Annotated in this window: 20 protein-coding genes and 2 rRNA genes (1 of these 22 only partly in view); 10 read left to right on the forward strand and 12 right to left on the reverse strand. The window is 57.9% G+C overall.

Translation table 11 applies throughout. The annotated features are described in order from the left end of the window. Positions 1 to 123: 123 nt before the first annotated feature. A complete protein-coding gene (locus QOM10_RS20150; protein ID WP_127929157.1) occupies positions 124 to 2,046 on the reverse strand; it encodes an ATP-binding cassette domain-containing protein in 1,923 nt (640 codons plus the stop codon). A 214-nt stretch (positions 2,047 to 2,260) separates the two neighbouring features. Between QOM10_RS20150 and QOM10_RS20155 the strand changes: the two genes are divergently transcribed. Then, the gene (locus tag QOM10_RS20155) at positions 2,261 to 4,189 is read left to right on the forward strand and encodes a transglycosylase SLT domain-containing protein (protein WP_127929158.1); all 1,929 of its coding nucleotides are present in this window, start codon (positions 2,261 to 2,263) and stop codon (positions 4,187 to 4,189) included. A gap of 80 nt (positions 4,190 to 4,269) precedes the next feature. On the opposite strand, the gene QOM10_RS20160 is transcribed toward QOM10_RS20155, so the two are convergent. Continuing rightward, positions 4,270 to 5,298 (reverse strand): Fic family protein, encoded by a 1,029-nt coding sequence (locus tag QOM10_RS20160; protein WP_316916840.1) that lies wholly within the window; start codon positions 5,296 to 5,298, stop codon positions 4,270 to 4,272. Positions 5,299 to 5,355: 57 nt separating this feature from the next. Continuing rightward, on the reverse strand, positions 5,356 to 7,140 hold the full coding sequence (locus QOM10_RS20165) for an ABC transporter transmembrane domain-containing protein (RefSeq protein ID WP_316916841.1): 1,785 nt from the start codon (positions 7,138 to 7,140) through the stop codon (positions 5,356 to 5,358). Between the two features lie 255 nt (positions 7,141 to 7,395). Between QOM10_RS20165 and QOM10_RS20170 the strand changes: the two genes are divergently transcribed. Then, a complete protein-coding gene (locus QOM10_RS20170) occupies positions 7,396 to 7,575 on the forward strand; it encodes a PA1571 family protein (protein WP_038369402.1) in 180 nt (59 codons plus the stop codon). A gap of 160 nt (positions 7,576 to 7,735) precedes the next feature. Here QOM10_RS20170 and pdxB read toward each other — a convergent pair whose 3' ends face one another. Then, positions 7,736 to 8,878 carry a 4-phosphoerythronate dehydrogenase PdxB gene (pdxB, locus tag QOM10_RS20175; protein ID WP_316916842.1) on the reverse strand — a complete coding sequence of 381 codons (1,143 nt, stop codon included), beginning with the start codon at positions 8,876 to 8,878 and terminating at the stop codon, positions 7,736 to 7,738. Between the two features lie 159 nt (positions 8,879 to 9,037). Between pdxB and QOM10_RS20180 the strand changes: the two genes are divergently transcribed. Further along, positions 9,038 to 10,447, forward strand: a complete 1,410-nt coding sequence (locus tag QOM10_RS20180; protein WP_127929161.1) for an MATE family efflux transporter — start codon at positions 9,038 to 9,040, stop codon at positions 10,445 to 10,447. A 135-nt stretch (positions 10,448 to 10,582) separates the two neighbouring features. On the opposite strand, the gene tusA is transcribed toward QOM10_RS20180, so the two are convergent. Together tusA and rlmM are read right to left on the reverse strand one after the other, a co-directional pair. Continuing rightward, positions 10,583 to 10,834, reverse strand: coding sequence for a sulfurtransferase TusA (gene tusA / locus QOM10_RS20185; protein WP_077573847.1), 252 nt, complete (start codon positions 10,832 to 10,834; stop codon positions 10,583 to 10,585). A gap of 183 nt (positions 10,835 to 11,017) precedes the next feature. Further along, positions 11,018 to 12,091, reverse strand: a complete 1,074-nt coding sequence (gene rlmM / locus QOM10_RS20190) for a 23S rRNA (cytidine(2498)-2'-O)-methyltransferase RlmM (protein WP_316916843.1) — start codon at positions 12,089 to 12,091, stop codon at positions 11,018 to 11,020. 221 nt (positions 12,092 to 12,312) lie between these two features. On the opposite strand from rlmM, the gene acnA reads away from it, so the two are divergent. Further along, positions 12,313 to 15,054: an aconitate hydratase AcnA gene (gene acnA, locus QOM10_RS20195; RefSeq protein ID WP_160041227.1), complete on the forward strand. Its 2,742-nt coding sequence runs from the start codon at positions 12,313 to 12,315 to the stop codon at positions 15,052 to 15,054. Positions 15,055 to 15,379: 325 nt separating this feature from the next. On the opposite strand, the gene QOM10_RS20200 is transcribed toward acnA, so the two are convergent. After that, positions 15,380 to 16,192 (reverse strand): aminoglycoside phosphotransferase family protein, encoded by an 813-nt coding sequence (locus QOM10_RS20200; protein WP_316916844.1) that lies wholly within the window; start codon positions 16,190 to 16,192, stop codon positions 15,380 to 15,382. After that, entirely contained in the window at positions 16,182 to 16,670 is a 489-nt protein-coding gene (locus QOM10_RS20205) for an SRPBCC family protein (RefSeq protein ID WP_127929166.1), read from the reverse strand. The genes QOM10_RS20200 and QOM10_RS20205 overlap by 11 nt, the downstream gene beginning before the upstream one ends. 197 nt (positions 16,671 to 16,867) lie before the next feature. Here QOM10_RS20205 and QOM10_RS20210 point away from each other — a divergent pair, with 197 nt between their 5' ends. Further along, positions 16,868 to 17,788, forward strand: a complete 921-nt coding sequence (locus tag QOM10_RS20210; protein WP_316916845.1) for an ADP-ribosylglycohydrolase family protein — start codon at positions 16,868 to 16,870, stop codon at positions 17,786 to 17,788. A 56-nt stretch (positions 17,789 to 17,844) separates the two neighbouring features. Next, positions 17,845 to 18,249: a lysozyme inhibitor LprI family protein gene (locus tag QOM10_RS20215; RefSeq protein ID WP_016983718.1), complete on the forward strand. Its 405-nt coding sequence runs from the start codon at positions 17,845 to 17,847 to the stop codon at positions 18,247 to 18,249. Between the two features lie 72 nt (positions 18,250 to 18,321). Here the strand turns inward: QOM10_RS20215 and QOM10_RS20220 are convergent, their stop codons facing one another. Further along, positions 18,322 to 18,762 carry a MerR family transcriptional regulator gene (locus tag QOM10_RS20220; protein WP_150776640.1) on the reverse strand — a complete coding sequence of 147 codons (441 nt, stop codon included), beginning with the start codon at positions 18,760 to 18,762 and terminating at the stop codon, positions 18,322 to 18,324. A gap of 111 nt (positions 18,763 to 18,873) precedes the next feature. Here QOM10_RS20220 and QOM10_RS20225 point away from each other — a divergent pair, with 111 nt between their 5' ends. The 4 genes from QOM10_RS20225 to QOM10_RS20240 all read left to right on the forward strand — a co-directional run bounded on the left by QOM10_RS20225 (position 18,874) and on the right by QOM10_RS20240 (position 21,400). Beyond that, on the forward strand, positions 18,874 to 19,515 hold the full coding sequence (locus tag QOM10_RS20225) for an NAD(P)H-dependent oxidoreductase (protein WP_316916846.1): 642 nt from the start codon (positions 18,874 to 18,876) through the stop codon (positions 19,513 to 19,515). A gap of 307 nt (positions 19,516 to 19,822) precedes the next feature. Continuing rightward, positions 19,823 to 20,428 carry a hypothetical protein gene (locus tag QOM10_RS20230; RefSeq protein ID WP_316916847.1) on the forward strand — a complete coding sequence of 202 codons (606 nt, stop codon included), beginning with the start codon at positions 19,823 to 19,825 and terminating at the stop codon, positions 20,426 to 20,428. Between the two features lie 9 nt (positions 20,429 to 20,437). Beyond that, positions 20,438 to 20,644, forward strand: coding sequence for a helix-turn-helix domain-containing protein (locus QOM10_RS20235; protein WP_003226632.1), 207 nt, complete (start codon positions 20,438 to 20,440; stop codon positions 20,642 to 20,644). Positions 20,645 to 20,728: 84 nt separating this feature from the next. Beyond that, positions 20,729 to 21,400, forward strand: a complete 672-nt coding sequence (locus tag QOM10_RS20240) for a hypothetical protein (protein WP_127929171.1) — start codon at positions 20,729 to 20,731, stop codon at positions 21,398 to 21,400. A gap of 58 nt (positions 21,401 to 21,458) precedes the next feature. Here the strand turns inward: QOM10_RS20240 and mrdA are convergent, their stop codons facing one another. The 3 genes from mrdA to QOM10_RS20255 form a co-directional block, all read right to left on the reverse strand. Next, on the reverse strand, positions 21,459 to 23,351 hold the full coding sequence (gene mrdA, locus QOM10_RS20245; protein WP_116030939.1) for a penicillin-binding protein 2: 1,893 nt from the start codon (positions 23,349 to 23,351) through the stop codon (positions 21,459 to 21,461). Between the two features lie 222 nt (positions 23,352 to 23,573). Continuing rightward, positions 23,574 to 23,689, reverse strand: a 5S ribosomal RNA gene (gene rrf, locus QOM10_RS20250). A gap of 164 nt (positions 23,690 to 23,853) precedes the next feature. Beyond that, positions 23,854 to 26,527 (reverse strand): 23S ribosomal RNA (locus QOM10_RS20255); it runs 220 nt beyond the window's last position.

The following is a 26,527-nucleotide window of genomic DNA, read 5'->3' on the forward strand; positions in this document are numbered from 1 at the left end:
AGCATTAATGCCGCCTGACACACCACATTCGCGAGCAGGCTCGCTCCCACATTGGGTCTCCACCCGCATATGAAAAGCCCGGCGTTCATCACTGAACGCCGGGCTTTTTCACATCCGGATCAATCAGGCATCCAGCTCGGCCCAACGTTCCATCAACGCATCCAGCTCAGCCTGCAACTGCTCCAGCGAAGCAATCACCTTGGCCGTTTCTGCCGCAGGGCGCTGATAGAAGCCAGCTTCAGCCATTTCGGCTTCCACGGCAGCAATCTGCTGTTCCTTGGCGTCGATATCGCCCGGCAGCGCTTCCAGCTCGCGTTGCAGCTTGTAGCTCAGTTTTTTCTTGGCAGCCGGGGCAGCGGCGGCAGGCGCAGCAGCCACAGCCGGTTCAGCGGTGACCACAGCCGAATTCAGGTCAGCCTTGCCGGATTTGCTTTCGGTCACGCCCAGCAGACGCGGCGAACCGCCCTGACGGATCCAGTCCTGATAACCGCCGACGTATTCACGCACCTTGCCTTCACCTTCGAAGACCAGCGTGCTGGTGACCACGTTGTCGAGAAATGCCCGGTCGTGGCTGACCATCAGCACCGTGCCGTTGAAAGTCAGCAGCACTTCTTCGAGCAGCTCGAGAGTCTCCACGTCGAGGTCGTTGGTCGGTTCGTCGAGCACCAGCAGGTTCGCCGGTTTGCTGAACAGCTTGGCCAGCAACAGACGCGCACGCTCACCACCCGACAGCGCCTTGACCGGCGTGCGGGCACGCTGCGGGCTGAACAGGAAGTCGCCGAGGTAGCTCAGCACGTGACGGCTCTGGCCGTCGATATCGATGAAGTCGCGACCTTCGGCAACGTTGTCGATCACGGTCTTTTCCAGATCCAGTTGATGGCGCAACTGGTCGAAGTACGCCACGTCGATCCGCGTACCCTCTTCCACTTTGCCGCTGGTCGGTTGCAGACCGCTGAGCATCAGTTTGAGCAGGGTGGTCTTGCCGGTACCGTTGGCGCCGAGCAGACCGATACGGTCGCCGCGCGTCAGCACCATCGAGAAATCCTTGATCAGGAACGGGCCGCCCGGGTGAGCGAAACTCACGTTCTCGAGGACCATCACCTGCTTGCCGGACTTGTCGGCAGTGTCCAACTGAATGTTGGCCTTGCCGGTGCGCTCACGACGCTCGCTACGCTCGACGCGCAACGCTTTCAGGGCACGGACGCGACCCTCATTACGGGTGCGGCGCGCCTTGATACCCTGACGGATCCAGACTTCTTCCTGGGCCAGTTTCTTGTCGAACAGCGCGTTGGCGGTTTCTTCGGCGGCCAGCGCGGCTTCTTTGTGCACGAGGAAACTGGCGTAGTCGCCGTTCCAGTCGATCAGGCCGCCGCGATCCAGTTCAAGGATGCGCGTGGCAAGGTTTTGCAGGAAGGAACGGTCGTGCGTGATGAACAGCACGGCGCCCTGGAAATCTTTCAGCGCTTCTTCGAGCCAGGCAATCGCACCGATGTCCAGGTGGTTGGTCGGTTCGTCGAGCAGCAGCAGATCCGGCTCGGACACCAGCGCCTGCGCCAGCAGCACGCGACGACGCCAGCCGCCGGACAACTGGGCGAGGGTCTTGTCGGCCGGCAGTTGCAGGCGGCTCAAGGTGCTTTCGACCAGAGTCTGCAAGCGCCAGCCATCACGGGCTTCGAGGTCTTGCTGAACGTGCATCAGCTTGTTCAGGTCGTCTTCAGTGACGCAGTTCTGCGCAAGGTGATGGTACTCGGCGAGCAACGCGCCCACGCCATCAAGGCCCTCAGCGACCACGTCGAACACCGTCCGATCGTCGGCCACTGGCAATTCTTGCGGCAATTCGCCGATTTTCAGACCGGGGGCACGCCACACCGAGCCTTCATCGGGCTTCTGGTCGCCCTTGACCAGTTTCATCATGCTGGACTTGCCAGTGCCGTTGCGGCCGATGATGCACACCCGCTCACCACGGGCGATCTGCCAGGACACCTTGTCCAACAACGGCATAGCGCCGAACGCAAGGGACACATCGCTGAATTTGAGCAGGGTCATGAGCTTCTCCAAAAACCGGGCGCGCATTCTACCTGAGTTAGGGCTTCAGCAGGCCGGCAATTTGTCTGTCGAAGCACTCTGCACAACATTTGTTGCGAACTTGTGCTGCGAGGCCCGCAAAGCTTTCGCCGCTTGCTGGCAAAAGGCTAAGCTACAGACAATTCAGTGCTGATTCGTGTCGGCACTTGTCATGATTTCTCTGCCCGGATGTCTCATGCGCAGTCGCCTTTTCAGTGTTTTGTCCTGTTTGCTACTTACCGCCACTGCCGCTCAATCCGCCCAGGCGGTGGACCTGTCCACCCAACGCCAGTATTACGATGAAGCCAAGCGCGCGCTGGCCAAGGGCGATACCGGCCCGTACTTCCGCTACAGTCAGGCGCTGGCCGATTATCCGCTGGAACCGTATCTGGCCTACGACGAACTGACCGCGCGCCTGAAAACCGCGAGCAACGCCGAGATCGAGAAGTTTCTCGCCGAGCACGGTGACTTGCCCCAGGCCAACTGGATGAAGCTGCGCTGGTTGCGCTGGCTCGCCGACCGTGGCGACTGGGCGACTTTCGTCAAATACTACGACCCGAAACTCAACTTCACTGAACTGGACTGCCTGAATGCGCAGTACCAGATCACCCATGACAAAAAAGCCGAAGGTTACGCCAACGCGGACAAACTCTGGCTGACCGGCAAATCACAACCCGCCGCGTGCGACGCGCTGTTCGGCATCTGGGCGGCCGATGGCCAGCTCACCGAGCAGAAACGCTGGGAGCGCACCAAGCTCGCCGCTCAGACGCGCAACTATCCACTGGCCAACAGTCTGGTCAACGGCCTGACCACCCTCGCCCCGCGCGGCCGTTTACTGGTGGATGTGGCGCAAAAGCCGGAACTGCTCAATCAGCCTTCGCGCTTCACCCCGGCCGACGAGCCGATGTCCGATGTGGTCAGCCTTGGCCTGCGCCGCCTCGCTCGTCAGGATCCGGACAAGGCCATGGCCCTGCTCGACGGTTATGCCAGCAGCATGCATTTCTCCCGCGATGAAAAAGTCGCGATCGCCCGAGAAATCGGCCTGACTCTCGCCCGTCGTTTCGACAGCCGCGCGCTGGATGTGATGACCAAGTACGACCCGGAACTACGCGACAACACTGTCTCGGAATGGCGTTTGCGCCTGCTCTTGCGTCTGGCCCGTTGGGATGACGCCTATCAGTTGACCCGCCGTCTGCCGCAGGATCTGGCCACCACCAACCGCTGGCGCTACTGGCAGGCGCGCAGTCTGGAACTGGCCCAGCCGCAAAACCCGGAAGCACAGACGCTGTACAAAGGCCTCGCCCGGGAACGTGACTTCTACGGCTTCCTCGCCGCCGACCGCTCGCAATCGCCCTACTCGCTGAACAACAAGCCGCTGGTCCTCAGCCAGGCGCTGATCAACAAGGTGCGCAACACCCCAGGCGTGCGCCGCGCGCTGGAGTTCCATGCTCGCGGGCAGATCGTCGACGGTCGCCGCGAGTGGTATCACGTCAGCCGCCATTTCAATCGCGATGAAATGGTTGCCCAGGCGAAACTCGCTTACGACCTGAAATGGTATTTCCCGGCGATTCGCACCATCAGTCAGGCGCAGTACTGGGACGATCTGGATATCCGCTTCCCGATGGCCCACCGCGAAACCCTCGTGCGTGAAGCCAAGGTACGTGGTCTGCATTCGAGCTGGGTGTTTGCCATCACCCGTCAGGAAAGCGCTTTCATGGACGACGCGCGCTCCGGCGTTGGCGCCAGCGGCCTGATGCAGTTGATGCCCGGCACCGCCAAGGAAACCGCGCGCAAGTTCAGCATCCCGCTGGCCTCGCCGCAGCAAGTGCTCGATCCAGACAAGAACATTCAACTCGGCGCCGCTTACCTGAGTCAGGTGCACAGCCAGTTCAACGGCAACCGCGTCCTCGCTTCCGCCGCCTACAACGCCGGCCCCGGCCGTGTGCGCCAATGGCTGCGCGGTGCTGATCACCTGAGCTTTGACGTCTGGGTGGAAAGCATTCCTTTCGATGAGACCCGTCAGTACGTGCAGAACGTGTTGTCGTACTCGGTGATCTACGGCCAGAAGCTCAACTCGCCACAGCCGCTGGTGGATTGGCATGAGCGGTATTTTGACGATCAGTAATCCAGCGCTTAAGGCCGGATAACGAAAAATGCCCGTATCTCGCGATACGGGCATTTTTTATTGAGCTGTCGGCTGCCAAATTAACACTTCAACTTTTTAACCATCATTTTGCCAAGTTGAGTAAGCCGATATTTCTGGGTTGGACTCTTGGGTGATTGAGGATCGGTCATTTCGATCATTCCAGCGGTTAAGGCCGGCTTGAGATAGTTGGATCTGAACGTAGCCTTGTGGACCAGGCTCATCTCTGCCATCAGATCACTGATCCTCAGAGAACGGGGCCCCAGCGTTAACAATAATCTTGCTACTAGGTCGGTTACTGAGTCGGTTACTAGGTCGCTTGCTGACTCATTAGCGATGGCTTCACGCAACGAAACATTTAGCGCATGTAGCATGTACTCGACAAAAGGCGTTGACTCTCCCTGCCGATCAGAAGCAGACAAGGCAGAGTAATAGGCATCCTGCTCCTCTCGAATAACCGCTTCGACCGGCAAATACGCCAGGACCGGGCGCCATTGGCTCAATATCAATGTTTGCCACAGCCGTCCCATTCGCCCGTTTCCATCAGCAAACGGATGGATGAACTCAAACTCATAATGGAATACGCAACTGATGATCAGCGGATGCCATTCAGAGCGCACAAGCCATGCCAGCAAGTCATCCATCAGCGGTGATATGCGGCTCGGAGGCGGCGCCATATGAACCAGTTGTTCTCCGCGATAAATTCCCACACCCGCTCGACGAAAGTGCCCGCACTCGTCAATTAGCCCATGCATCAACAACTCATGCGCTTGAAGCAGGTTAGCCCTGTTGTCAGGCTGCCAGTGCGGCATGGTTTCATACGCTGCAAATGCATTGCGCACTTCTTGAATTTCCTTGGGCAAACCTAAAACCCGTTGCCCGGCGAGCACTGCGGTTACCTGCTCGACGCTCAATGTATTGTTTTCGATTGCCAAAGAGGCCTGAATCGTACGGATACGATTGCCTCGGCGCAGATGAGGCGTCTGCCGACTGTCGCCCCCAGCCGAAAGCTGACCGATTTGCTCGCTGATTTCGGCGATCAACGCAATCATTCGTGTGGTTAGGGTCAACGGCGGTTGGTAACGGCTCATGTCCTCATCCAGGCATTCCAAACAGGCCGCCATAATGCCCGATACGAGCAGTGTCCATCAGACTTGATCAACCGTTACTTTTCCATCATTGAACTGCAACGCCGCCAACCGCGCATACATCGGATTGCTGGCAATCAGTTCCTGATGAGTACCTATGGCCACAAGCTTGCCCTGATCCATCACCGCAATCCGGTCAGCGTTTTTCACCGTGGCCAGTCGATGCGCGATCACCAGCGTGGTGCGGTTCTGCATCAGGCTCGGCAGCGCTTCCTGAATCAAGTGTTCGCTTTGCGCATCGAGGGCGCTGGTGGCTTCGTCCAGCAGCAGGATCGGTGCGTCGACCAGCAATGCCCTTGCGATCGCCAGACGCTGACGCTGGCCACCGGAAAGACCAAGGCCACCATCGCCGAGATGGGTCTGGTAACCGTTGGGCATTTTCTCGATGAAGTCGTGGGCGTGAGCAATTTTTGCCGCTTCCTTGACTTGCTCCAGCGTCGCCCCCGGGTTGCCGTAACGAATGTTTTCTTCAACGCTACCGAAAAACAGCGCCGGCGACTGTGAGACCAAGGCGAAGTGACGACGCAGATCCAGTGGGTCGAGACTGGTCAGCGGCACACCATCAATCAGGATCCGCCCTTCCACGGGGTCATAAAAGCGCAATAGCAAATCGTACACCGTGGACTTGCCGGCGCCGGATGGCCCCACCAGCGCCAGTGTCTCGCCAGCCCGGATGGTCAGGTTCAAGCCGTTGACGGCATAGCTTTCAGGCCGCGACGGATAGGAAAAACGCACTTCCTGTAATTGCAATTCGCCCCGCACGCGCTGCGGCAGGGTCACCAGCCCGGTAGTGGGCGGCTGAATGATATTTTCCGAACCCAACAGCTCAGCGATTCGTTCGGCGGCACCGGCTGCGCGTTGCAGTTCACCGATCACCTCGCTCAAGGTGCCGATGGCACTGCCGACGATCAGGCTGTAGAAAACAAACGCCGCCAGTTCGCCTCCAGTGATGCGACCGGCGATCACGTCCATGCCGCCCACCCACAACATCACCGCCACCGCGCCGAGCACCAGCACAATCACCATGGTGATCATCCAAGAGCGCTGAAAGATGCGTTTGCGCGCCGTGTCGAACGCGTCCTCGACCGTCGTCGCAAAACGCCGCTCGTCCTGCACCTGATGGTTGTAGGCCTGCACGGTTTTGATCTGGCCGAGGGTTTCCGACACATAGCTGCCGATATCGGCGACCCGGTCCTGGCTCAGCCGCGACAGATTGCGTACGCGTCGACCGAAAATCAGGATCGGCGCGACCACGAACGGCAAGGCAATTACCACGATGCTGGTGAGTTTCGCGTTGGTCACGAACAACAGAATGACACCACCAATAACCATCAGCAGGTTGCGCAGGAACATCGACAGCGACGAGCCGATTACCGATTGCAGGAGTGTCGTGTCGGCCGTCAGCCGCGACTGAATCTCCGAACTGCGGTTGTTCTCATAGAAGCCGGGGTGCAAATAGACCAGATGATTGAAGACCTCACGCCGAATGTCGGCGACGCAGCGCTCACCGATCCACGACACCCAATAGAAGCGGGCGAACGTGCCGACCGCCAGACCCAGCACCATCAGCATGAAGATGCCGATGCTCTGGTTGAGCTGGTGCGGCGACTGAGTCATGAAGCCGCGGTCGACCAACAGTTTGATCCCCTGCCCCATCGACAACGTAACGGCAGCGGTGACGATCAATGCCAGGAGCGCAGCGATGACTTGCCAGCGGTAAGGGGCCAGAAATCGACTGGTCAGACGCAGGGCGCGCCGGTGCCTGGAAGAAAGCTTCGGGGTCATTCAGGTACACATCCGTGTTGATGAAAGGGCTAGCGTAAACCTTCTTGCGGCGGAACTCTGTAAATCACAATGAGTCAGGTTAAATATGCCCCCAAAGACTAGGCCATAGTTACTATTGGTCTAAAGTCCCGGTTGAGACGAGCGGTCGTTTCTGTTTGAGTGGAGATGCCCCCACTGACAGACCGCAGGGAGTTGTCACAGCCCGGTCACGTGGCGGTTTTACCCTAGGCGCACAACCTGATGAGGAGACAGGCCATGTCCTTGCAACACAGCAGCGAAGACAAAATTGAAGTGATCCGCACCAAGCCCGGCCAATCTCTGGGTTGCTCGATACTGGACAAGGATGGGCGTGAAGTACCGATCACTGAAGAAATGATCCAGCAAGCGTGCAGCGAACTGGAAAAGCGATTGGTCAAGCCTGCCGAACAAGAGTGATATAGCCACCGTCTTCATGACCCGGCCCCTTTGGCCGGGTTTTTTCTGTCTGCAGATCAGGTATTTGTGGCGCGGCCTTCGCGAGCAAGCTCGCTCCCACATGGACCTCTGAAGATCTCCTGTGGGAGCGAGCCTGCTCGCGAAAGAGCCGACCCGGTTTCTAGACGGCCACCGCCCCCAGCGCCGCCACGATCTTCGCCAAAGCCGGCGACTCCCCTTCAACCCGCACCTTCAGTCCTTCAATCTCGCGTCGCACCGGATACTGCTTGCGCAACACATCGAACGCCGCTCGCTGCTCGCCGACATTGCCTACGAGGCTGCGGCGAAAATCCGCATCATCGCGGCGCGGGTCGTACACCCCACGGCATAACATCGCCAGCGCCCAGGCCGGATCGCTGTCAGCATGCAGGGTCACTTCAGACAACCACGGTGCCGGCAAAAGATCACTGAGTTGAATAACTGCCGGTTGGCCGCTGAATTCGCAATACGCCTGATAAATCTGCGCCGTTCCGCGCTGTTTACCGTCGAGGCTGTAACCGGCAATGTGCGGCGTGGCCAATACGCAGAGCTCGGCCAGCGCCGCGTCAACCTCAGGCTCGGCTTCCCAGACATCGAGAACGGCTTGCAGGTCTTCACGGTCCAGCAGCACGTTGCGCAGAGCAACGTTATCCACCACCGGCCCCCGCGCCGCGTTGATCAGCCACGCACCCGGCTTGAGCTGCTGCAAACGCTGCTGATCAAACAGATGCCAGGTCGCGCCGGCACCGCTGCGGGTCAACGGCGTGTGCAGACTGATCACGTCGCACTGCTCGATGATCTGCTCGAGGCTTACGTAATCTCCGCCCTCGGCAGCCTGACGTGGCGGATCGCAGACTTTGACGTTCCAGCCCAGACCTTTCAAAACCCTGATCAGCCGTCCACCGACTTCACCGGCCCCCACAACACCGTAGGTGCGTTGAGTGAGATCGACACCTTCGATTTCGGCAAGCGTCATCAGACTGCCCAGCACGTAATCGACCACGCCCCGGGCATTACAGCCGGGCGCACTCGACCAGGTGACGCCAGCCTCATTGAAGTACTCGAGATCCAAATGATCAGTGCCAATGGTGCAGGTGCCGACAAAGCGCACCTTGCTGCCCTCCAGCAACGCGCGGTTGACGTTGGTCACCGAGCGCACAAGCAATACGTCGGCCTGCTCGACCGTCGCACGGTCGATGGAACGGCCCGGTACTCGGCGGATCTCGCCGAAACCGGCAAAAAAGGCATCGAGCAGCGGGATATTTTCGTCGGCAACAATCAGCATGGCGGGCTCCTTTGGCGGATCGGCAGTTTAGGTGCAGATCGGTCGCCGGGCCAGCAGGGTTTGCGCTTACAAATCCGCAACAGAGGATTTTTCCTGACCAAGGCGTCAGCGGCGTAGAATGCGGCGCCTTGCGCATCAACACCTGTGGACGCTTTGCCCGTGAATTCTGTAACTGATCAACCTGTCGCCGTCTCCCTCACCCGCCCCGCGCGTATTCGCCTGGAGTTCAAGAACCTGCTCGCCCTGGCGTTGCCGATCATCATCGCGCAACTGGCGACCACGGCCATGGGCTTCGTCGACGCCGTCATGGCCGGGCGCGTCGGGCCAAAGGATCTGGCGGCCGTTGCCTTGGGCAACTCGATCTGGGTGCCGGTATTCCTGTTGATGACCGGCACGCTGCTGGCAACTACGCCGAAAGTCGCCCAGCGTTTTGGCGCTGGCACTCACAGCGAAATCGGCCCGCTCGTCCGTCAGGCATTGTGGCTGGCACTGGTGGTCGGGCTGATTGCGACGGCGATGCTGGTCGCCGCCGAGCCGGTGCTGCACCTGATGAAGGTTGATCCCGAGCTGATCGGCCCGTGCATGCAATACCTGCATGGCATCGCCAGCGGCCTGCCGGCGGTGGCGTTCTATCACGTGCTGCGCTGCACCAGTGACGGCATCGGTCGCACGCGTCCGGCAATGGTATTGGGCCTGTGCGGTCTGGCACTGAACATTCCGCTGAACTACGTCTTCATCTATGGCCACTTCGGTGTGCCGGCGATGGGCGGCGTCGGCTGCGGTTGGGCCACGGCCATCGTGATGTGGGTGATGGCGCTGGGTCTGGCCGGTTATGAGCGCTGGGCGCCGGCCTATCGTTCGAGCGAAATTTTCAGCCGCTTCGACTGGCCGCAATGGGCGGTGATCAAGCGACTGCTGGCGATCGGCCTACCGATCGGCATCGCGGTGTTTGCCGAGTCGAGCATTTTTGCCGTGATCGCCCTGCTGATCGGCAGCCTCGGCGCCACTGTAGTGGCCGGGCACCAGATTGCGCTCAACGTCAGCTCGCTGGTGTTCATGATTCCGTACTCGCTGGGCATGGCCGTTACCGTGCGCGTCGGTCAGGCGCTGGGCCGCGAAGAACCACGCGAGGCACGGTTTGCCGCGGGCGTCGGCATGGGCACCGCGCTGGCTTACGCCTGCCTGTCCGCAAGCATGATGCTGTTGTTGCGCGAGCCGATTGCGGCGATCTACACCGCTGACCCGACAGTGATTCACATCGCGGCGATGCTGATCGTGTATTCGGCGCTGTTCCAGTTTTCCGATGCGATTCAGGTGACCGCCGCCGGCGCACTGCGTGGCTATCAGGACACTCGGGTGACGATGATCCTGACCCTTTTCGCCTATTGGGGCATTGGTTTGCCGGTGGGCTATGCCCTCGGTCTGACTGACTGGCTCGGCGAACCACGCGGCCCGAGCGGTTTGTGGCAGGGTCTGATCGTTGGCTTGAGCTGTGCGGCGTTGATGCTGTCGATTCGCCTGACGCGCAGTGCGCGCAAACGTATTCGGATCAGTCGTTCGGCGGGCTAAACCCTGACGCAGGACAAAAAATGTGGGAGCCAGCCTGCTGGCGAATGCGGTGTGTCAGTCGCCATTAATAGTGACTGAGATACCGCTTTCGCGAGCAGGCTCGCTCCCACATTTGGTTTTGCGTTCGCCTGGGATTCAGGCGTTCTTTTTGCGAATCCAGTACAGGTAGGTACCGGCCTCTTCGTGCTGGCTCACCAGTTCATGGTCGAGAAACACGCAGAATTTGGGGATATCGCGTTTGGTCGACGGGTCGGTAGCGATCACCTTGAGCAGGCCGCCGGGCACCAGGTCACGGATGTGCTGGTGCAACATCATCACCGGCTCCGGGCAATTGAGACCGGTGGCATCGAGGGTGCCGTCGACCGGGGTATCGATCATTTCACTCATGGTTCACTCCTGAAACTGGCCGGCATTGTCGCCCATTGCCGGGTGTTCGGTCATCTGTGGCGTTACACCACACTCCCCTGTGGGAGCGAGCCTGCTCGCGAAGGCGTCGTATCAGCCAACATCATTGCTGGATCGGATTGCGCTTTCGCGAGCAGGCTCGCTCCCACAGGGTTTTGTGTTGTGTCAGCGCGATTTGGGCTTCTTGGTGTCATGCCGGCGCAGGTGGCAGGTCACTTCCTCACGATCGTGATACAGCTGTTTGCAGCCGATATCGACCTTGATCCCGCGCGCCTTGAAACCATCGGCGATACGTTCGAGCAAACGCTTCACCTCGGCGTAACGCTGCTTCATCGGCAGTTTCAGATTGACCACTGCTTCGCGGCAATGCCCCTCGCCGATCCACTCTTCGAGCATCGCGGCGTTACGCGCCGGTTTCTCGACGATGTCGCAGACCATCCAGTCCACCGGCTGTTTGGGCTTGAACGTAAAACCATCAGCCATCAAGTGCTGCACCAGACCGGTGTCCATCAGGCTTTCGGCCATCGGGCCGTTGTCGATGGCGGTCACCAGCATGCCGCGATTGACCAGTTGCCAGGTCCAGCCGCCCGGTGCGGCGCCGAGGTCAACGCCGGTCATGTCGCTGTGCAGGCGATCTTCCCACTGATCACGCGGAATGAAGTGGTGCCACGCCTCTTCCAGCTTCAGCGTCGAACGGCTCGGCGCTTCACGCGGGAACTTCAGGCGCGGAATGCCCATCGGCCACATCGCCGAGTTACCAGCGTCCGCCATTCCCAGAAACACTTCACGACCACTTTTGAAGGTCAGCAACAGACGCGGCTTGCTGGCGTCTTCCACCAGTTTGCCGGCGCCGGTCAGCGCCTTGCGCAACGGGCCTTCGAATTTCTTGCAGAAGTTCGACAGTTCCTTGCCGTCGTTGGTGTCGACGACTTCCAGCCACAGGCTGCCGCACACCGGAAAATCGGCCATGTGCGCGAGGATCACGCTGATGCGATCGTTTTCCGGCAGATCGATAAATACGCCGCGCGCCCACTGACGCGGGAAGATCAGTTCGGCAAAGCGCTGCCCGCGCATCAGGCGCTCGGCGCCGTCTTCTTCGGTGCAGACAAACTCGGCGCACGCAGTGGCGGCTTTGGCCTTGGCGTAGCCGGCCACATTGAGTTGCGCAGCGAGGTCGGAAATTTCCGAACAGACTTCGCCTTCGAAGCCGGGCCGGCAATGCATGAATAGGGTGTTCATTCTTACTCCTGGGCAGCGGGCGATCATTCGGCCGCTGCGCGATGCTCAAGCCTTGCGTTGAAGCAAAGCCTGTCACGAAAACCGGCGCATGATAGCCGATGTCGGAACCTTGGACTTGCCCATAGAGTCCAGTTATTAGCCAGCTACCTAAAACAGGGCTAGGTTTAAAGCTCTATTCGTCCCCCGATCCGTAGCCGTGCGGATTCAAAGGAGTGATTGTAATGCCGTCCCTCGATAGCCTGAAAACGCTCAAAACCCTGCAAATCGACGACAAGACCTACCACTATTTCAGTTTGCCGGATGCCGCCAAGAGCCTGGGCGATCTCGACAAGCTGCCAATGTCGCTGAAAGTCCTGCTGGAAAACCTGCTGCGCTGGGAAGATGAAAAAACTGTCACCGGCGCCGATCTCAAGGCGCTTGCCGCGTGGCTCAAGGAGCGCCGCTCCGACCGCGAAATCCAGTACCGCCCGGCCCGGGTATTGATGCAAGACTTTACCGGCGTGCCCGCCGTGGTCGACCTTGCCGCCATGCGTGCGGCGATGGCCAAGGCCGGCGGCGATCCGCAGCGAATCAACCCGCTGTCGCCGGTGGATCTGGTGATCGACCACTCGGTAATGGTCGACAAGTTCGCCACCGCCAGCGCATTCGAGCAGAACGTCGACATCGAAATGCAGCGCAACGGCGAACGTTATGCCTTTCTGCGTTGGGGCCAGAGCGCCTTCGACAACTTTAGCGTGGTGCCGCCGGGCACCGGTATCTGCCACCAGGTCAACCTCGAATACCTCGGCCGCACCGTGTGGACCAAGGATGAGGACGGCCGCACTTATGCGTTCCCCGACACCCTGGTCGGTACCGATTCGCACACAACGATGATCAACGGCCTCGGCGTACTCGGCTGGGGCGTCGGCGGGATCGAAGCCGAAGCGGCGATGCTCGGGCAACCGGTGTCGATGCTGATTCCGGAGGTGATCGGTTTCAAACTGACCGGCAAGCTCAAGGAAGGCATCACCGCCACCGACCTGGTGCTGACTGTCACGCAAATGCTGCGCAAGAAAGGCGTGGTCGGCAAATTCGTCGAGTTCTACGGTGACGGCCTCGCTGATCTGCCGCTCGCCGACCGCGCGACCATCGCCAACATGGCTCCGGAATATGGCGCGACGTGCGGCTTCTTCCCGGTTGACGACGTGACTTTGGAATATCTGCGCCTGTCCGGGCGGCCGCCGCAAGTGGTCAAACTGGTCGAGGCCTACACCAAGGCTCAGGGCTTGTGGCGTCTGCCCGGTCAGGAACCGGTCTTCACCGACAGCCTGGCGCTGGACATGGGCAGCGTCGAAGCGAGTCTGGCCGGACCGAAACGTCCACAGGATCGCGTCTCGCTGCCGAATGTACCGCAAGCCTTCAGCGACTTCATCGACCTGCAATTCAAACCCACCAGTAAAGAAGAAGGACGCCTGGAAAGTGAGGGCGGTGGCGGTGTCGCGGTGGGCAATGCCGATCTGGTCGGCGAAACCGAGTACGAATACGAAGGCCACACCTATCGCCTGAAAAACGGTGCGGTGGTTATCGCTGCGATCACTTCGTGCACCAACACCTCTAACCCGAGCGTAATGATGGCCGCCGGGTTGCTGGCGAAGAAAGCCGTGGAGAAAGGCCTGACACGTAAACCGTGGGTGAAGAGCTCGCTGGCGCCCGGTTCAAAAGTGGTTACCGACTACTACAAGGCAGCGGGATTGACGCAATACCTCGACCAGCTCGGGTTTTCCCTGGTCGGCTATGGCTGCACCACCTGCATCGGCAACTCCGGGCCGCTGCCCGAGCCGATCGAGAAAGCCATCCAGAAAGCCGACCTGACCGTGGCGTCGGTGCTGTCCGGCAACCGCAACTTCGAAGGCCGCGTGCATCCACTGGTGAAAACCAACTGGCTGGCCTCGCCACCGCTGGTCGTCGCCTATGCTCTGGCCGGCAGCGTGCGCAGCGATATCAGCAGCGAACCGCTGGGCGAGGACAAACAAGGTAATCCGGTATACCTGCGCGATATCTGGCCATCGAGCAAAGAGATCGCCGATGCGGTCAGTCAGGTCAACACGGCGATGTTCCACAAGGAATACGCCGAGGTGTTTGCCGGTGATGAACAATGGCAGGCCATTGAGGTGCCGCAAGCGGCGACGTATGTGTGGCAGGATGATTCGACTTACATTCAACATCCGCCGTTTTTCGATGATATTTCCGGCCCGCTGCCGGAAATCAAGGACGTCAAAGGTGCGCGGGTATTGGCCCTGCTCGGTGATTCAGTCACAACCGACCACATCTCCCCTGCCGGTAACATCAAGGCTGACAGCCCGGCCGGGCGTTATCTGCGCGAAAAAGGCGTCGAGCCAAGGGACTTCAACTCCTACGGCTCAAGGCGTGGCAATCATGAAGTGATGATGCGCGGCACCTTCGCCAATATCCGCATTCGTAACGAAATGCTTGGCGGCGAAGAAGGTGGCAACACGATCTATATTCCCACCGGCGAGAAACTGGCGATCTACGATGCGGCGATGAAGTATCAGGCTTCGGGCACGCCATTGGTGGTGATTGCCGGGCAAGAATACGGCACCGGTTCCAGTCGCGACTGGGCGGCCAAAGGCACCAATTTACTGGGCGTGAAAGCGGTGATCGCTGAAAGCTTCGAGCGGATTCACCGTTCCAACCTGGTGGGCATGGGCGTGTTGCCGCTGCAATTCAAGCTTGATCAGAACCGCAAGAGTCTCAACCTGACGGGCAAGGAAACCTTTGAAATTCAGGGTTTGACCGGCGTCGAGCTGACACCGCGGATGAACCTGCCCCTGGTAATCACCCGTGAGGACGGGCGTCAGGAGAAAATCGAGGTGTTGTGCCGCATCGATACGTTGAACGAGGTTGAGTACTTCAAGTCGGGCGGGATTTTGCATTACGTCCTGCGCCAGTTGATCGCCTCGTAACGCACATACCAATGTAGGAGCTGCCGCAGGCTGCGATCTTTTGATCTTGCTGTTAAAAGCCAAAGTCAAAAGATCGCAGCCTGTGGCAGCTCCTACATACAGGCGAAAAAAAACCCGCCGAAGCGGGTTTTTCCCAAGACCATTATCGACTCCCTGTCGGCAGCGATCCTTGCAAATGGTCGATCATCCGTGATCCTGAAACACTCCCTGTGTCTCAGTTGATGTGTGTAGATTACGCAGTGGATCCAATCGGCAATAGTCGTAAAAGCTACCAGTGCATGTAAGACATTCGCCATAGCAACCCTTCCGAAAACCCTTAGCCCTGTCAGGCATCGAGCATCGAAGCCGCAATCTGCGCGACTTTCAGCTGCCCTGAGGCTTGTTCCAGCGCGTCATCCTCCAGAAACCACGCAGCGGACAAACCGGCAAACGCCAGCACCCATTGCAGCAGCCTCCGCCGATCCAGTCCGGCAGCCTCGATAATCACAGCCAGCTGCCGACGAAAGCGTTGGGAATCGGTGGCCGTCGGCAAGTCCGGGTTGCAAATCAGGTTGGCGTAGTCAAAACCGCGCTCGCCCCTGACCCGTTTCGGATCAATTGCCAGCCAGCCGCGCGACTCAAAATCCAGCACATTGTCGTGATGCATGTCGCCGTGCAGCACTACGACATCCTGTGGATCGGCGAGCAGGGCTTCGGCGGTTTGCAGGCTCAGGGTATAGAGGCCGCCATGTCGGGCCGCTGCGATGCGCAGCGACGCAAACCATGGCCCCAACTCCAACAGCGGCGGTGGCTGTGTCGGACGTGGCGCATGCAATCGCGACAGCGCCGAACAGAGAATCCGGCTTGCCTCGTCGTCTTCGCCATTCAGCGCCATGTGCATCAGCGAGCGTCGGCCCATGGCACGCTCCATCAACAGGCCATCCTCGTGGTGCGCCAACACTTGCGCAGCGCCGTCACCCTCCCACCAGGTCATCAATCGATTGCCGTGTTTCTCATCGACATCCAGCGCCACCTTGAGCATGGCCGGCTTGTCGTTCAGGCGTACCGGCAGCAGTCGGCTGCCAAGCGTGATGATCGGTGCGCCGTCCGTCACTAATGACCAGCGTTGCAGCCACGGCTGGAAAAGATCAGCCGCCATCACGCTCCCTGGCTTTGGCGCTCTCGGCAAGAAACTGTTCGAGTCGGCTCAACTGTTCTTCCCAGCCACGGCTGTCCATGTAATACGCCTCTTTCTGGCGAATGTCGGGAATGTGCGCGAAGCCTGATTCAGACACCTTGAGCAACGTTCCCTCCTCGAAATCCTGCAGCTCGAACCTGACCAGCGTGGTTGGCTCCTGGGAATAGTCGATTTTCGGGTTCACCGCATACGGATGCCAGCGAAACGAAAACAACTGCTGCGGCTCGACCCGCTCGATCAGCACATTCCACAACACATGTTCATAACCCGGATACGTGACCTGCCCCTGCGTCCATTCACCGGCAATAAACCGCCGGCCCTCCAGCGCCACACCAAACCACTGGCCAAACGCCTCGGCATCGACCAATGCACGCCAGACATGCGAACGCGGCGCCTTGAGCGTGATCTTGCGTTCGAAACTATTGGGTACTGGTTTCATACGTCACCTCCTGTTCTGAACACTAGGCCTGTATGACCACATGTCCAATGTGAAGTTGTATCAGAGCGGTGCAGTCATTCATCAGCAAGGAAACATCAAGCTGCAGTTTTCTGACCGGTGCAGTGATGGATCCAGCCCCCCTTCGCCCAACGAAACTGTTACCTTTTCCAGCGAATTTGAATCAACAAGGACGAATCATGCCGCCATCCCTCGCCGAACGTTACCGCGGTGCCCTGCTTGGTCTGGCATGCGGCGACGCTGTCGGTACTACGGTTGAGTTCAAACCACGGGGATCATTCCAACCGTTGACCGATATGGTCGGCGGTGGCCCGTTCCACCTCAAGCCAGGGCAGTGGACCGATGACACCTCGATGGCGCTGTGTCTGGCGGAAAGCTTGCTGAACAAAAATGGATTCAATGCCGCTGATCAGATGGGCCGCTACCTCAACTGGTGGCAATGGGGCTATCTCAGCTCGACCGGTGAGTGTTTCGATATCGGCATGACCGTCAGTCAGGCGCTGGCGCAATATCAACAAACCGCTGATCCCTTCTCCGGCTCGACCGACCCGTACAGCGCCGGTAACGGCTCGCTGATGCGTCTGGTGCCGGTGGTGCTGTTCTACTTTCCCGACGCCCGGAAAATCCAGAGCTTCGCCGCCGACAGTTCGCGAACCACCCACGCAGCACCTGAAGCCATCGAATGCTGCCAATTGCTGGCCGGGTTGATCGCCTGCGCGCTTGAAGGCGCGAGCAAAGCAGAACTGCGTCAGCTGCCACGTGCCAGCTTCTCGCAACCCAAGGTTGCTTCCATTGGGCGTGGCGATTTCCTCGGTCTGTCCGAGGCAGACATCAAAGGTAGTGGCTACAGCGTGCAGTCGCTGGAAGCGGCGTTGTGGTGCTTTCACCACACGGACAGCTTCGAAGCGGCCATTTTGCGCGCGGCCAACCTGGGCGATGACGCCGATACCACCGCCGCGATCACCGGCCAATTGGCCGGCGCCTATTACGGCGTGCGGGGGATTCCTGAACACTGGCTGGAAAAGCTGCACGACGTTGAAGAGATTGCGGCGACCGCCGACCGTTTGCTCGCGGCTTCCCGAATGCGCGCGCCTGAATAAGCGCGACGCAGCCGCTACACTGCTCGGCACTTACTTTGATACAGCGAGATTTGACTATGTCCCCACGCCTGCTTCTGGCCCTGACACCCTTCCTGTTCACTCCCCTCGCCCACGCTGCCGTCGACTGCGCCAATGCCAGCGACCAGGCGACAATGAATCAGTGTGCCGGGCAGGACTTCAAAGCGGCGGACAAGGAGTTGAACGCGGTTTATCAGCAGATCACCGGACGTTTGAAGGACAACCCGGATGGCAAGAAGCTGTTGGTCAGTGCGCAACGGGCGTGGCTGGGGTTTCGGGATGCCGAGTGCAAGTTTTCATCGTCCGGGGTAACGGGCGGGAGCGTTTATCCGTGGGTTTACAGCAGTTGCCTGACCGGCGTGACCAAGGTCCGGGTTGAGGCGCTGAAACAGTATTTGAAGTGTGAAGAAGGTGACATGAGCTGCCCGGTGCCCGGGGCCTGATTTTTTCCGCGGTTTTGAGGGATCTTTCGCGAGCAGGCTCGCTCCCACATTGGAACGCATTTCAAATGTGGGTCAACGCCCGTGCAATGCGTTGCGCGTGATCATGTTCTGCTCAGGCCGATACGACTCGGCCCTGTGCACACTCGCGCACACGACAGGAGCACCACTGCGCAAACTTTCCTCAAGCACATGCCGCAGCCGCAACAATCCCTCACGTTGCATCGCCAGGTTGGCCTCGATCTGGCGTATCTCATCCATACGGATATCGATTTGCTCGATGGTCAGCGATTTCGAACAACTGCCATCCTGCAAGAACAGACCGCGAATGGTCTCGAGAGAAAAACCAAGCCGTTGCGCGTCGCGCACCAGTATCAATCGTGCAACAGCTGCCTCGGCGTAGTGGCGATATCCATTGGCGTCACGGGTAGAAGGCTCCAGTAACCCTTGTTCCTCGTAATAGCGAATGGCCGAAGCGGCAACACCGGTGCGCTTGGAAACTTCTCCAATCTTCATAAAAACTGCTTGACCTTCAAGTTGGCTTTAATCGTTAGCATAAGCCCAGGCTCAGCACGACAGCCAGTCGTTATTGACCCACCTGAACATCTTTCACCTTTACGGAATTTGATGATGAGCACACTGACAGACCTGCTGAAATGGCGCTACGCAACGAAAAAGTACGACCCTTCCCGGACGGTGTCCGATGAAAAAATCGAGCGCATTCTGGAAGCGGTGCGGTTAACGCCGACATCAAGTGGACTGCAGCCCTTTGAATTGCTCGTAGTGACTAACGCAGAGATTCGCGAAAAGATCAAAGCCGTCAGCTGGAATCAGCAGCAGGTTACCGACTGCTCTCATTTGCTGGTGTTCGCCGCGTGGGACGACATCACTGCGGAGCGAGTCAACATGATGTTTGACCTGACCAATGAAGTACGCGGGACGGTTAACGAAGGATGGGAAAATTACCGTCAGATGCTCTTGGGTATTGTCGCTGGACGTGGCAAGGAAGCCAATTATCAGGCGGCTGCGCGACAGGCTTACATCGGTTTGGGCTCAGCTTTGATCGCCGCAGCGTTTGAAGAAGTCGATGCCACACCGATGGAAGGTTTCGACCCGGCAGCCATCGATGAGATCCTCGGGTTCTCGGCTCGCAACTTGCGCAGTGTGGTGATTCTGCCGTTGGGGCATAGAGCCACTGAGGGAGACTGGTTGGTCAACCTGAAAAAGGTGCGCCGCTCGCGGGAAAACTTTGTTACCGAGATCAAGTAACCCCGGTAAGAGCGGGCGACTGAAGCATGCCTCTAGCGTGTGTGCCCGCTCTAATCAATCCCTGAACCCCTCATCGATACCAGCGGCCACCGAGTGGATCGTTTCCCTCCTCTGCGCTCGACTTGTTTTGAATTCGAGAGCAAATCGACATTGAAATCCCCCCAGGTCGATGAAACAGAGGTTCACTCTGTGGCCCCCGCACTCGATTCCACCTGTGCTCTTAACAAAAAAAGAACAATTTATTATTGCCATTCGATAATTTAACATCGAGAATTAGTCATTCCCAATGGCACCGCAAGGATTTTTCATGAGTACTCGTAACAACGGATTGGCACTGCAGCGCATGCATTGGGTCGGATTACTGGCAGCGATTCTTGTCTGGGTTTTAGGGGTGACCGAGGTCGGTGGCAACGCATCGATCTGGTTCTTCAAAACGGATGAAATGCTCGCGGCTCTGCTTTACGCCTTTGCTGAAAACTCACCGCAATTGCTTGACCCGTTTGTCGAAGGCGAACTACTTGCGCCCGACACATGGCTCTCACCACTGGTCACCGCGCTGCTCATCTCTTTGGATTTCCTGCCCGTTCTGCTCTCGACTTACGTGCTCTGGCTGACAGGCCTGTTTTTCCTGCGCTTGTCCCGCGGTGAAACCTGGACCGAGCGCAATATCAGGGTTCTTTGGCGAGTGGGGATTCTGTGCATCATTTCTCCTGCAACCTACCCGCTGGTAGAGACCTTGCAAGGTTTGACGCTGTCCATCGATCTGCCCCCTGGGGAGCGCATTTTTCAGTTCTCGATTGGCCTGTCTTCCTCGTCGGCCTACGAGATCATCAAAGGGGTTTTGCTCTGTTTGTTTTCAATTATCATGCGTGACGCAAAAGTACTCAGCGATGAGCAAAGTCAATACATATAGAACAAGACAATGACCATTATCGTCCGCCTTGACGTTGTCATGGCCACGCAAAAAATTCGCTCGAAAGAGTTAGCTGCGCTGCTGGGCATTACCGAGGCCAACCTGTCGTTACTCAAAAATGGCAAGGTCAAGGGCGTGAAGATGGCCACCCTGGACAAACTCTGCGCCGCACTCGATTGCCAGCCTGGCGATCTCCTGGAATACCAGAAAGACTGAGCCTTGCGCATAAACGCGAGTTAATTACCGCCAGTCCCCACCGTTTACCTTTTATTCAATCCTTGGTTGTAAGGCGACTTTGTCATGACCCGGTTTTTACTTTGCGCGCTGTTGTTGCTGACAGCGTTGATCAGCGGCTGCGCGACACAACTGGACGTAGCGTTAAATGCGACACCTGACCCGGACTATCAATTTGATCGAAAGGCAACTGTGCTTGTGACATCAGCAGGCGGTAGCGATGAAAACTCTCTGAATGCCCGCTACTATCTTCGCGACATGGTTAACGCGCTGAAAGACCGGGGCTACCGGGAGGTCTACACCGACGCCAGCCTGCCAAAGAACCATGCGCCGATAAACATGACGGTCAGCCTCGATATTGGCAGTCGACAGGTGACTTATCGTTATACCGCCACCGAGTATGGGCACGTGCCGACCAGCACCTCTACCGTGTGCAAGAACAGCAAGAAAAAGGACGACCGACTGACCTGCACCAGTACACCCAACACGACCTACGGCCCGATAGGTACCTCGGAGCGAACCGGTTACACCACGCTCAGTACATTCAATGCCACGGCCCGGGATGAAGCCAGCAAACGCACGGTCTACCTGCTTCGGGCCTCGTCCTATAACGATGACTGCCAGTCCGCCAAGGTCGAAGCGTTTCTGGTGGAGCAAGGTTTGCAGAACCTGAGCTTTGAGGAGCGCGTACAGCGTAACTACAGCGTCACGATGCCCGAGGGTTACAGCTGCAAATAGGCTTTGCAGGACAACTCACAGCCTCGGCTCAAGCAGCATGAGCCGAGGCTGTGAACCGTTAAACGTGCGGGTCACCCGGCGCCTTGGTCGGCGCCGCATATTGCGGCTTGAGATGGCCGTCCTGATCAAGCAGCCAGGCGTCCATGATCTGCCGCACCACGGGACCGGCGACACGACCACCGGCCTCACCGTTTTCGATCATCACCGAAATCGCGATTTTCGGATGCTCGGCCGGGGCGAAACCGACAAACAAGGCGTTATCGCGGTGCCGTTCGAGGGTTTTCTCACGGTTGTAGCGTTCGCCCTGCTTGATCGCCACCACTTGCGCCGTACCACTCTTGCCAGCGATGCGATATTGCGCACCGGCCGCTGCCGCGCGGGCGATGCCTCGGGCATCGTGCATCACCATCTGCATGCCGTGGTTGACCTGCTCCCAGTCACGCGGATCCTTGAGCAGAATGTTCGGCATCGGATGCTCGTCAACCGGAGCGACACCGTCGACGGTCTTGGCCAGGTGTGGACGATTCCATACGCCTTTGTTGGCGATCAACGCCGTGGCTTGAGCCAGTTGCAACGGCGTGACCTGCATATAGCCCTGACCAATGCCGAGGATGACCGTTTCGCCCGGGAACCAGGCCTGGCGGCGCGTTGCGCGCTTCCACGCTTGCGATGGCATCAGACCGGGCGACTCTTCAAACATGTCCAGCGAGACTTTCTCGCCGAGGCCGAACATGGCCATGTAATCGTGCAGGCGATCGATACCGAGCTTATGGGCCAGATCGTAGAAGTAGGTGTCGTTGGAACGCATGATCGCCGCGTCCATATCCACCCAGCCGTCACCGCTGTGGTTCCAGTTGCGGTACTTGTGATCGAAGTCCGGGAGTTGGTAATAACCGGGGTCGAAAACGCGGGTCTGCGGCGTCACGACACCGGCGTCGAGGCCGGCAATTGCCACTTCTGGCTTGATCGTCGAACCTGGCGCGTAGAGCCCGCGCAGTACGCGGTTGAACAGCGGACGGTCGATCGAGTCTCGCAGTGCCGAATATTCTTTGGAGCTGATGCCAGTGACGAACAGATTCGGATCAAAACTCGGATTGCTGACCATGGCCAACACTTCACCGGTCGAAGGATCGAGCGCGACCACTGAACCACGACGATCACCCAGAGCGGCTTCGGCCGCCTCTTGCAGCTTGATGTCGAGGCTCAGGACGATGTTCTGGCCGGGGACCGGGTCGGTGTGTTTCAAAACACGGAGTACGCGACCTTGAGCGTTGGTTTCCACTTCTTCGTAACCGACGTGGCCGTGTAACTGCGCTTCGTAGAAACGCTCGATACCGGTTTTACCGATGGATTGGGTACCACGGTACTCGACCGAGTCGAGGCTCTTGGATTCTTTCTCGTTGATCCGGCCGACGTAGCCGATCGAGTGGGCGAAATGTGCGCCGAGTGGGTAATGGCGGACGAACTGCGGCTCGACATCGAGGCCCGGGAGACGGAACTCGTTGACGGCCAGTACGGCGATTTGCTCTTCCGTCAGTTCATAGAACAGCGTCACCGGCGTGAATGGGTGGCGGGACTGCTTCATGGCCTTGTCGAAGACGGTGCGATCTTCTGCTGGCAGGTGCAGAAGGTTGATGACTTCGTCCAGTTCTTGATTGACGTCGGTGGCGCGTTCGCGGGTGATGGTCAGGTTGAAACTGGGGCGGTTATCGGCGAGCAGCACGCCATTGCGGTCGTAGATCAAGCCGCGTGTCGGCGGGATCGGCAAGACGTGGACGCGGTTGTTTTCGGAGATGGTCGAGTGGTAGTCGAACTCCACCACTTGCAGGATGTACAGGCGCACGACCAGGGCGCAGCTGACGGCGAAGACGAACATGGCGCAGGCGATCAACCGTTTGTTGACCAGACGCGTCTCTTTTTCGTGATCCTTGATCGGGATGGGTTCAGGCATTTCTACAGCAACTCTTTGACATAAATGAGTGCCTATCCGTGGGCATGACATCAGTCCGTTAAAAAACGAGCTGCACCATACCAAAAACTGCCCGGTCACTTCAGAAGGAATTTCCCCAATGGCGATTTCTTGCGACGGTTGGGACAGCGTTGTCCCGCGAACATTTTCCTGCGGGCAAAACAAAACCCCAACTGCTTTCGCAATTGGGGTTTCGGAATTTAATCTTGACGATGACCTACTCTCACATGGGGAAACCCCACACTACCATCGGCGATGCATCGTTTCACTGCTGAGTTCGGGATGGGATCAGGTGGTTCCAACGCTCTATGGTCGTCAAGAAATTCGGGTACTGAGTCGTGACCTTGTGGCCTCGCTTCAGCAAATTGGGTATGTGACAGCTTTCGGTGTTTGTGCTGCTTTTTTAAGTGCAGTCGAACTTTCGGTTCGTTTCGTCTTCACACACCGCAATCTGGCCTTTCGACGCAAATTGCTTGGGTGTTATATGGTCAAGCCTCACGGGCAATTAGTATTGGTTAGCTCAACGCCTCACAGCGCTTACACACCCAACCTATCAACGTCGTAGTCTTCGACGGCCCTTCAGGGAACTCAAGGTTCCAGTGAGATCTCATCTTGAGGCAAGTTTCCCGCTTAGATGCTTTCAGCGGTTATCTTTCCCGAACATAGCTACCCGGCAATGCCACTGGCGTGACAACCGGAACACCAGAGGTTCGTCCACTCCGGTCCTCTCGTACTAGGAGCAGCCCCTCTCAAATCTCAAACGTCCACGGCAGATAGGGACCGAACTGTCTCACGACGTTCTAAACCCAGCTCGCGTACCACTTTAAATGGCGAACAGCCATACCCTTGGGACCGGCTTCAGCCCCAGGATGTGATGAGCCGACATCGAGGTGCCAAACACCGCCGTCGATATGAACTCTTGGGCGGTATCAGCCTGTTATCCCCGGAGTACCTTTTATCCGTTGAGCGATGGCCCTTCCATACAGAACCACCGGATCACTAAGACCTACTTTCGTACCTGCTCGACGTGTCTGTCTCGCAGTCAAGCGCGCTTTTGCCTTTATACTCTACGACCGATTTCCGACCGGTCTGAGCGCACCTTCGTACTCCTCCGTTACTCTTTAGGAGGAGACCGCCCCAGTCAAACTACCCACCATACACTGTCCTCGATCCGGATAACGGACCTGAGTTAGAACCTCAAAGTTGCCAGGGTGGTATTTCAAGGATGGCTCCACGCGAACTGGCGTCCACGCTTCAAAGCCTCCCACCTATCCTACACAAGCAAATTCAAAGTCCAGTGCAAAGCTATAGTAAAGGTTCACGGGGTCTTTCCGTCTAGCCGCGGATACACTGCATCTTCACAGCGATTTCAATTTCACTGAGTCTCGGGTGGAGACAGCGCCGCCATCGTTACGCCATTCGTGCAGGTCGGAACTTACCCGACAAGGAATTTCGCTACCTTAGGACCGTTATAGTTACGGCCGCCGTTTACCGGGGCTTCGATCAAGAGCTTCGCGTTAGCTAACCCCATCAATTAACCTTCCGGCACCGGGCAGGCGTCACACCCTATACGTCCACTTTCGTGTTTGCAGAGTGCTGTGTTTTTAATAAACAGTCGCAGCGGCCTGGTATCTTCGACCGGCATGAGCTTACGGAGCAAGTCCTTCACCCTCACCGGCGCACCTTCTCCCGAAGTTACGGTGCCATTTTGCCTAGTTCCTTCACCCGAGTTCTCTCAAGCGCCTTGGTATTCTCTACCCAACCACCTGTGTCGGTTTGGGGTACGGTTCCTGGTTACCTGAAGCTTAGAAGCTTTTCTTGGAAGCATGGCATCAACCACTTCGTGTTCTAAAAGAACACTCGTCATCAGCTCTCGGCCTTAGAATCCCGGATTTACCTAAGATTCCAGCCTACCACCTTAAACTTGGACAACCAACGCCAAGCTGGCCTAGCCTTCTCCGTCCCTCCATCGCAATAACCAGAAGTACAGGAATATTAACCTGTTTTCCATCGACTACGCTTTTCAGCCTCGCCTTAGGGACCGACTAACCCTGCGTCGATTAACGTTGCGCAGGAAACCTTGGTCTTTCGGCGTGGGTGTTTTTCACACCCATTGTCGTTACTCATGTCAGCATTCGCACTTCTGATACCTCCAGCAAGCTTCTCAACTCACCTTCACAGGCTTACAGAACGCTCCTCTACCGCATCACCCGAAGGTGATACCCGTAGCTTCGGTGTATGGTTTGAGCCCCGTTACATCTTCCGCGCAGGCCGACTCGACTAGTGAGCTATTACGCTTTCTTTAAAGGGTGGCTGCTTCTAAGCCAACCTCCTAGCTGTCTAAGCCTTCCCACATCGTTTCCCACTTAACCATAACTTTGGGACCTTAGCTGACGGTCTGGGTTGTTTCCCTTTTCACGACGGACGTTAGCACCCGCCGTGTGTCTCCCATGCTCGGCACTTGTAGGTATTCGGAGTTTGCATCGGTTTGGTAAGTCGGGATGACCCCCTAGCCGAAACAGTGCTCTACCCCCTACAGTGATACATGAGGCGCTACCTAAATAGCTTTCGAGGAGAACCAGCTATCTCCGAGCTTGATTAGCCTTTCACTCCGATCCACAGGTCATCCGCTAACTTTTCAACGGTAGTCGGTTCGGTCCTCCAGTTAGTGTTACCCAACCTTCAACCTGCCCATGGATAGATCGCCCGGTTTCGGGTCTATTCCCAGCGACTAGACGCCCTATTAAGACTCGCTTTCGCTACGCCTCCCCTATTCGGTTAAGCTCGCCACTGAAAATAAGTCGCTGACCCATTATACAAAAGGTACGCAGTCACAGAACAAAGTCTGCTCCCACTGCTTGTACGCATACGGTTTCAGGATCTATTTCACTCCCCTCTCCGGGGTTCTTTTCGCCTTTCCCTCACGGTACTAGTTCACTATCGGTCAGTCAGTAGTATTTAGCCTTGGAGGATGGTCCCCCCATATTCAGACAAAGTTTCTCGTGCTCCGTCCTACTCGATTTCATGACCAAGAGATTTTCGCGTACAGGGCTATCACCCACTATGGCCGCACTTTCCAGAGCGTTCCGCTAATCTCAAAGCCACTTAAGGGCTAGTCCCCGTTCGCTCGCCACTACTAAGGGAATCTCGGTTGATTT

Source organism: Pseudomonas sp. P108 (assembly GCF_032613195.1).
Lineage (GTDB): Bacteria > Pseudomonadota > Gammaproteobacteria > Pseudomonadales > Pseudomonadaceae > Aquipseudomonas.

Excerpts from the sequence above, each read along its gene's own strand:
- QOM10_RS20220 (WP_150776640.1), bottom strand. The coding sequence starts at position 18,762 with ATGAAGATTGGAGAAGTTTCCAAGCGCACCGGTGTTGCCGCTTCGGCC.
- QOM10_RS20170 (WP_038369402.1), top strand. The coding sequence starts at position 7,396 with ATGTCCTTGCAACACAGCAGCGAAGACAAAATTGAAGTGATCCGCACC.
- QOM10_RS20210 (WP_316916845.1), top strand. The coding sequence starts at position 16,868 with ATGCCGCCATCCCTCGCCGAACGTTACCGCGGTGCCCTGCTTGGTCTG.
- QOM10_RS20160 (WP_316916840.1), bottom strand. The coding sequence starts at position 5,298 with ATGAGCCGTTACCAACCGCCGTTGACCCTAACCACACGAATGATTGCG.
- QOM10_RS20165 (WP_316916841.1), bottom strand. The coding sequence starts at position 7,140 with ATGACCCCGAAGCTTTCTTCCAGGCACCGGCGCGCCCTGCGTCTGACC.
- QOM10_RS20240 (WP_127929171.1), top strand. The coding sequence starts at position 20,729 with ATGACCCGGTTTTTACTTTGCGCGCTGTTGTTGCTGACAGCGTTGATC.
- mrdA (WP_116030939.1), bottom strand. The coding sequence starts at position 23,351 with ATGCCTGAACCCATCCCGATCAAGGATCACGAAAAAGAGACGCGTCTG.
- QOM10_RS20205 (WP_127929166.1), bottom strand. The coding sequence starts at position 16,670 with ATGAAACCAGTACCCAATAGTTTCGAACGCAAGATCACGCTCAAGGCG.
- QOM10_RS20215 (WP_016983718.1), top strand. The coding sequence starts at position 17,845 with ATGTCCCCACGCCTGCTTCTGGCCCTGACACCCTTCCTGTTCACTCCC.
- QOM10_RS20235 (WP_003226632.1), top strand. The coding sequence starts at position 20,438 with ATGACCATTATCGTCCGCCTTGACGTTGTCATGGCCACGCAAAAAATT.
- QOM10_RS20225 (WP_316916846.1), top strand. The coding sequence starts at position 18,874 with ATGATGAGCACACTGACAGACCTGCTGAAATGGCGCTACGCAACGAAA.
- QOM10_RS20230 (WP_316916847.1), top strand. The coding sequence starts at position 19,823 with ATGAGTACTCGTAACAACGGATTGGCACTGCAGCGCATGCATTGGGTC.
- acnA (WP_160041227.1), top strand. The coding sequence starts at position 12,313 with ATGCCGTCCCTCGATAGCCTGAAAACGCTCAAAACCCTGCAAATCGAC.
- pdxB (WP_316916842.1), bottom strand. The coding sequence starts at position 8,878 with ATGCTGATTGTTGCCGACGAAAATATCCCGCTGCTCGATGCCTTTTTT.
- tusA (WP_077573847.1), bottom strand. The coding sequence starts at position 10,834 with ATGAGTGAAATGATCGATACCCCGGTCGACGGCACCCTCGATGCCACC.
- QOM10_RS20155 (WP_127929158.1), top strand. The coding sequence starts at position 2,261 with ATGCGCAGTCGCCTTTTCAGTGTTTTGTCCTGTTTGCTACTTACCGCC.
- QOM10_RS20200 (WP_316916844.1), bottom strand. The coding sequence starts at position 16,192 with ATGGCGGCTGATCTTTTCCAGCCGTGGCTGCAACGCTGGTCATTAGTG.
- QOM10_RS20150 (WP_127929157.1), bottom strand. The coding sequence starts at position 2,046 with ATGACCCTGCTCAAATTCAGCGATGTGTCCCTTGCGTTCGGCGCTATG.
- rlmM (WP_316916843.1), bottom strand. The coding sequence starts at position 12,091 with ATGAACACCCTATTCATGCATTGCCGGCCCGGCTTCGAAGGCGAAGTC.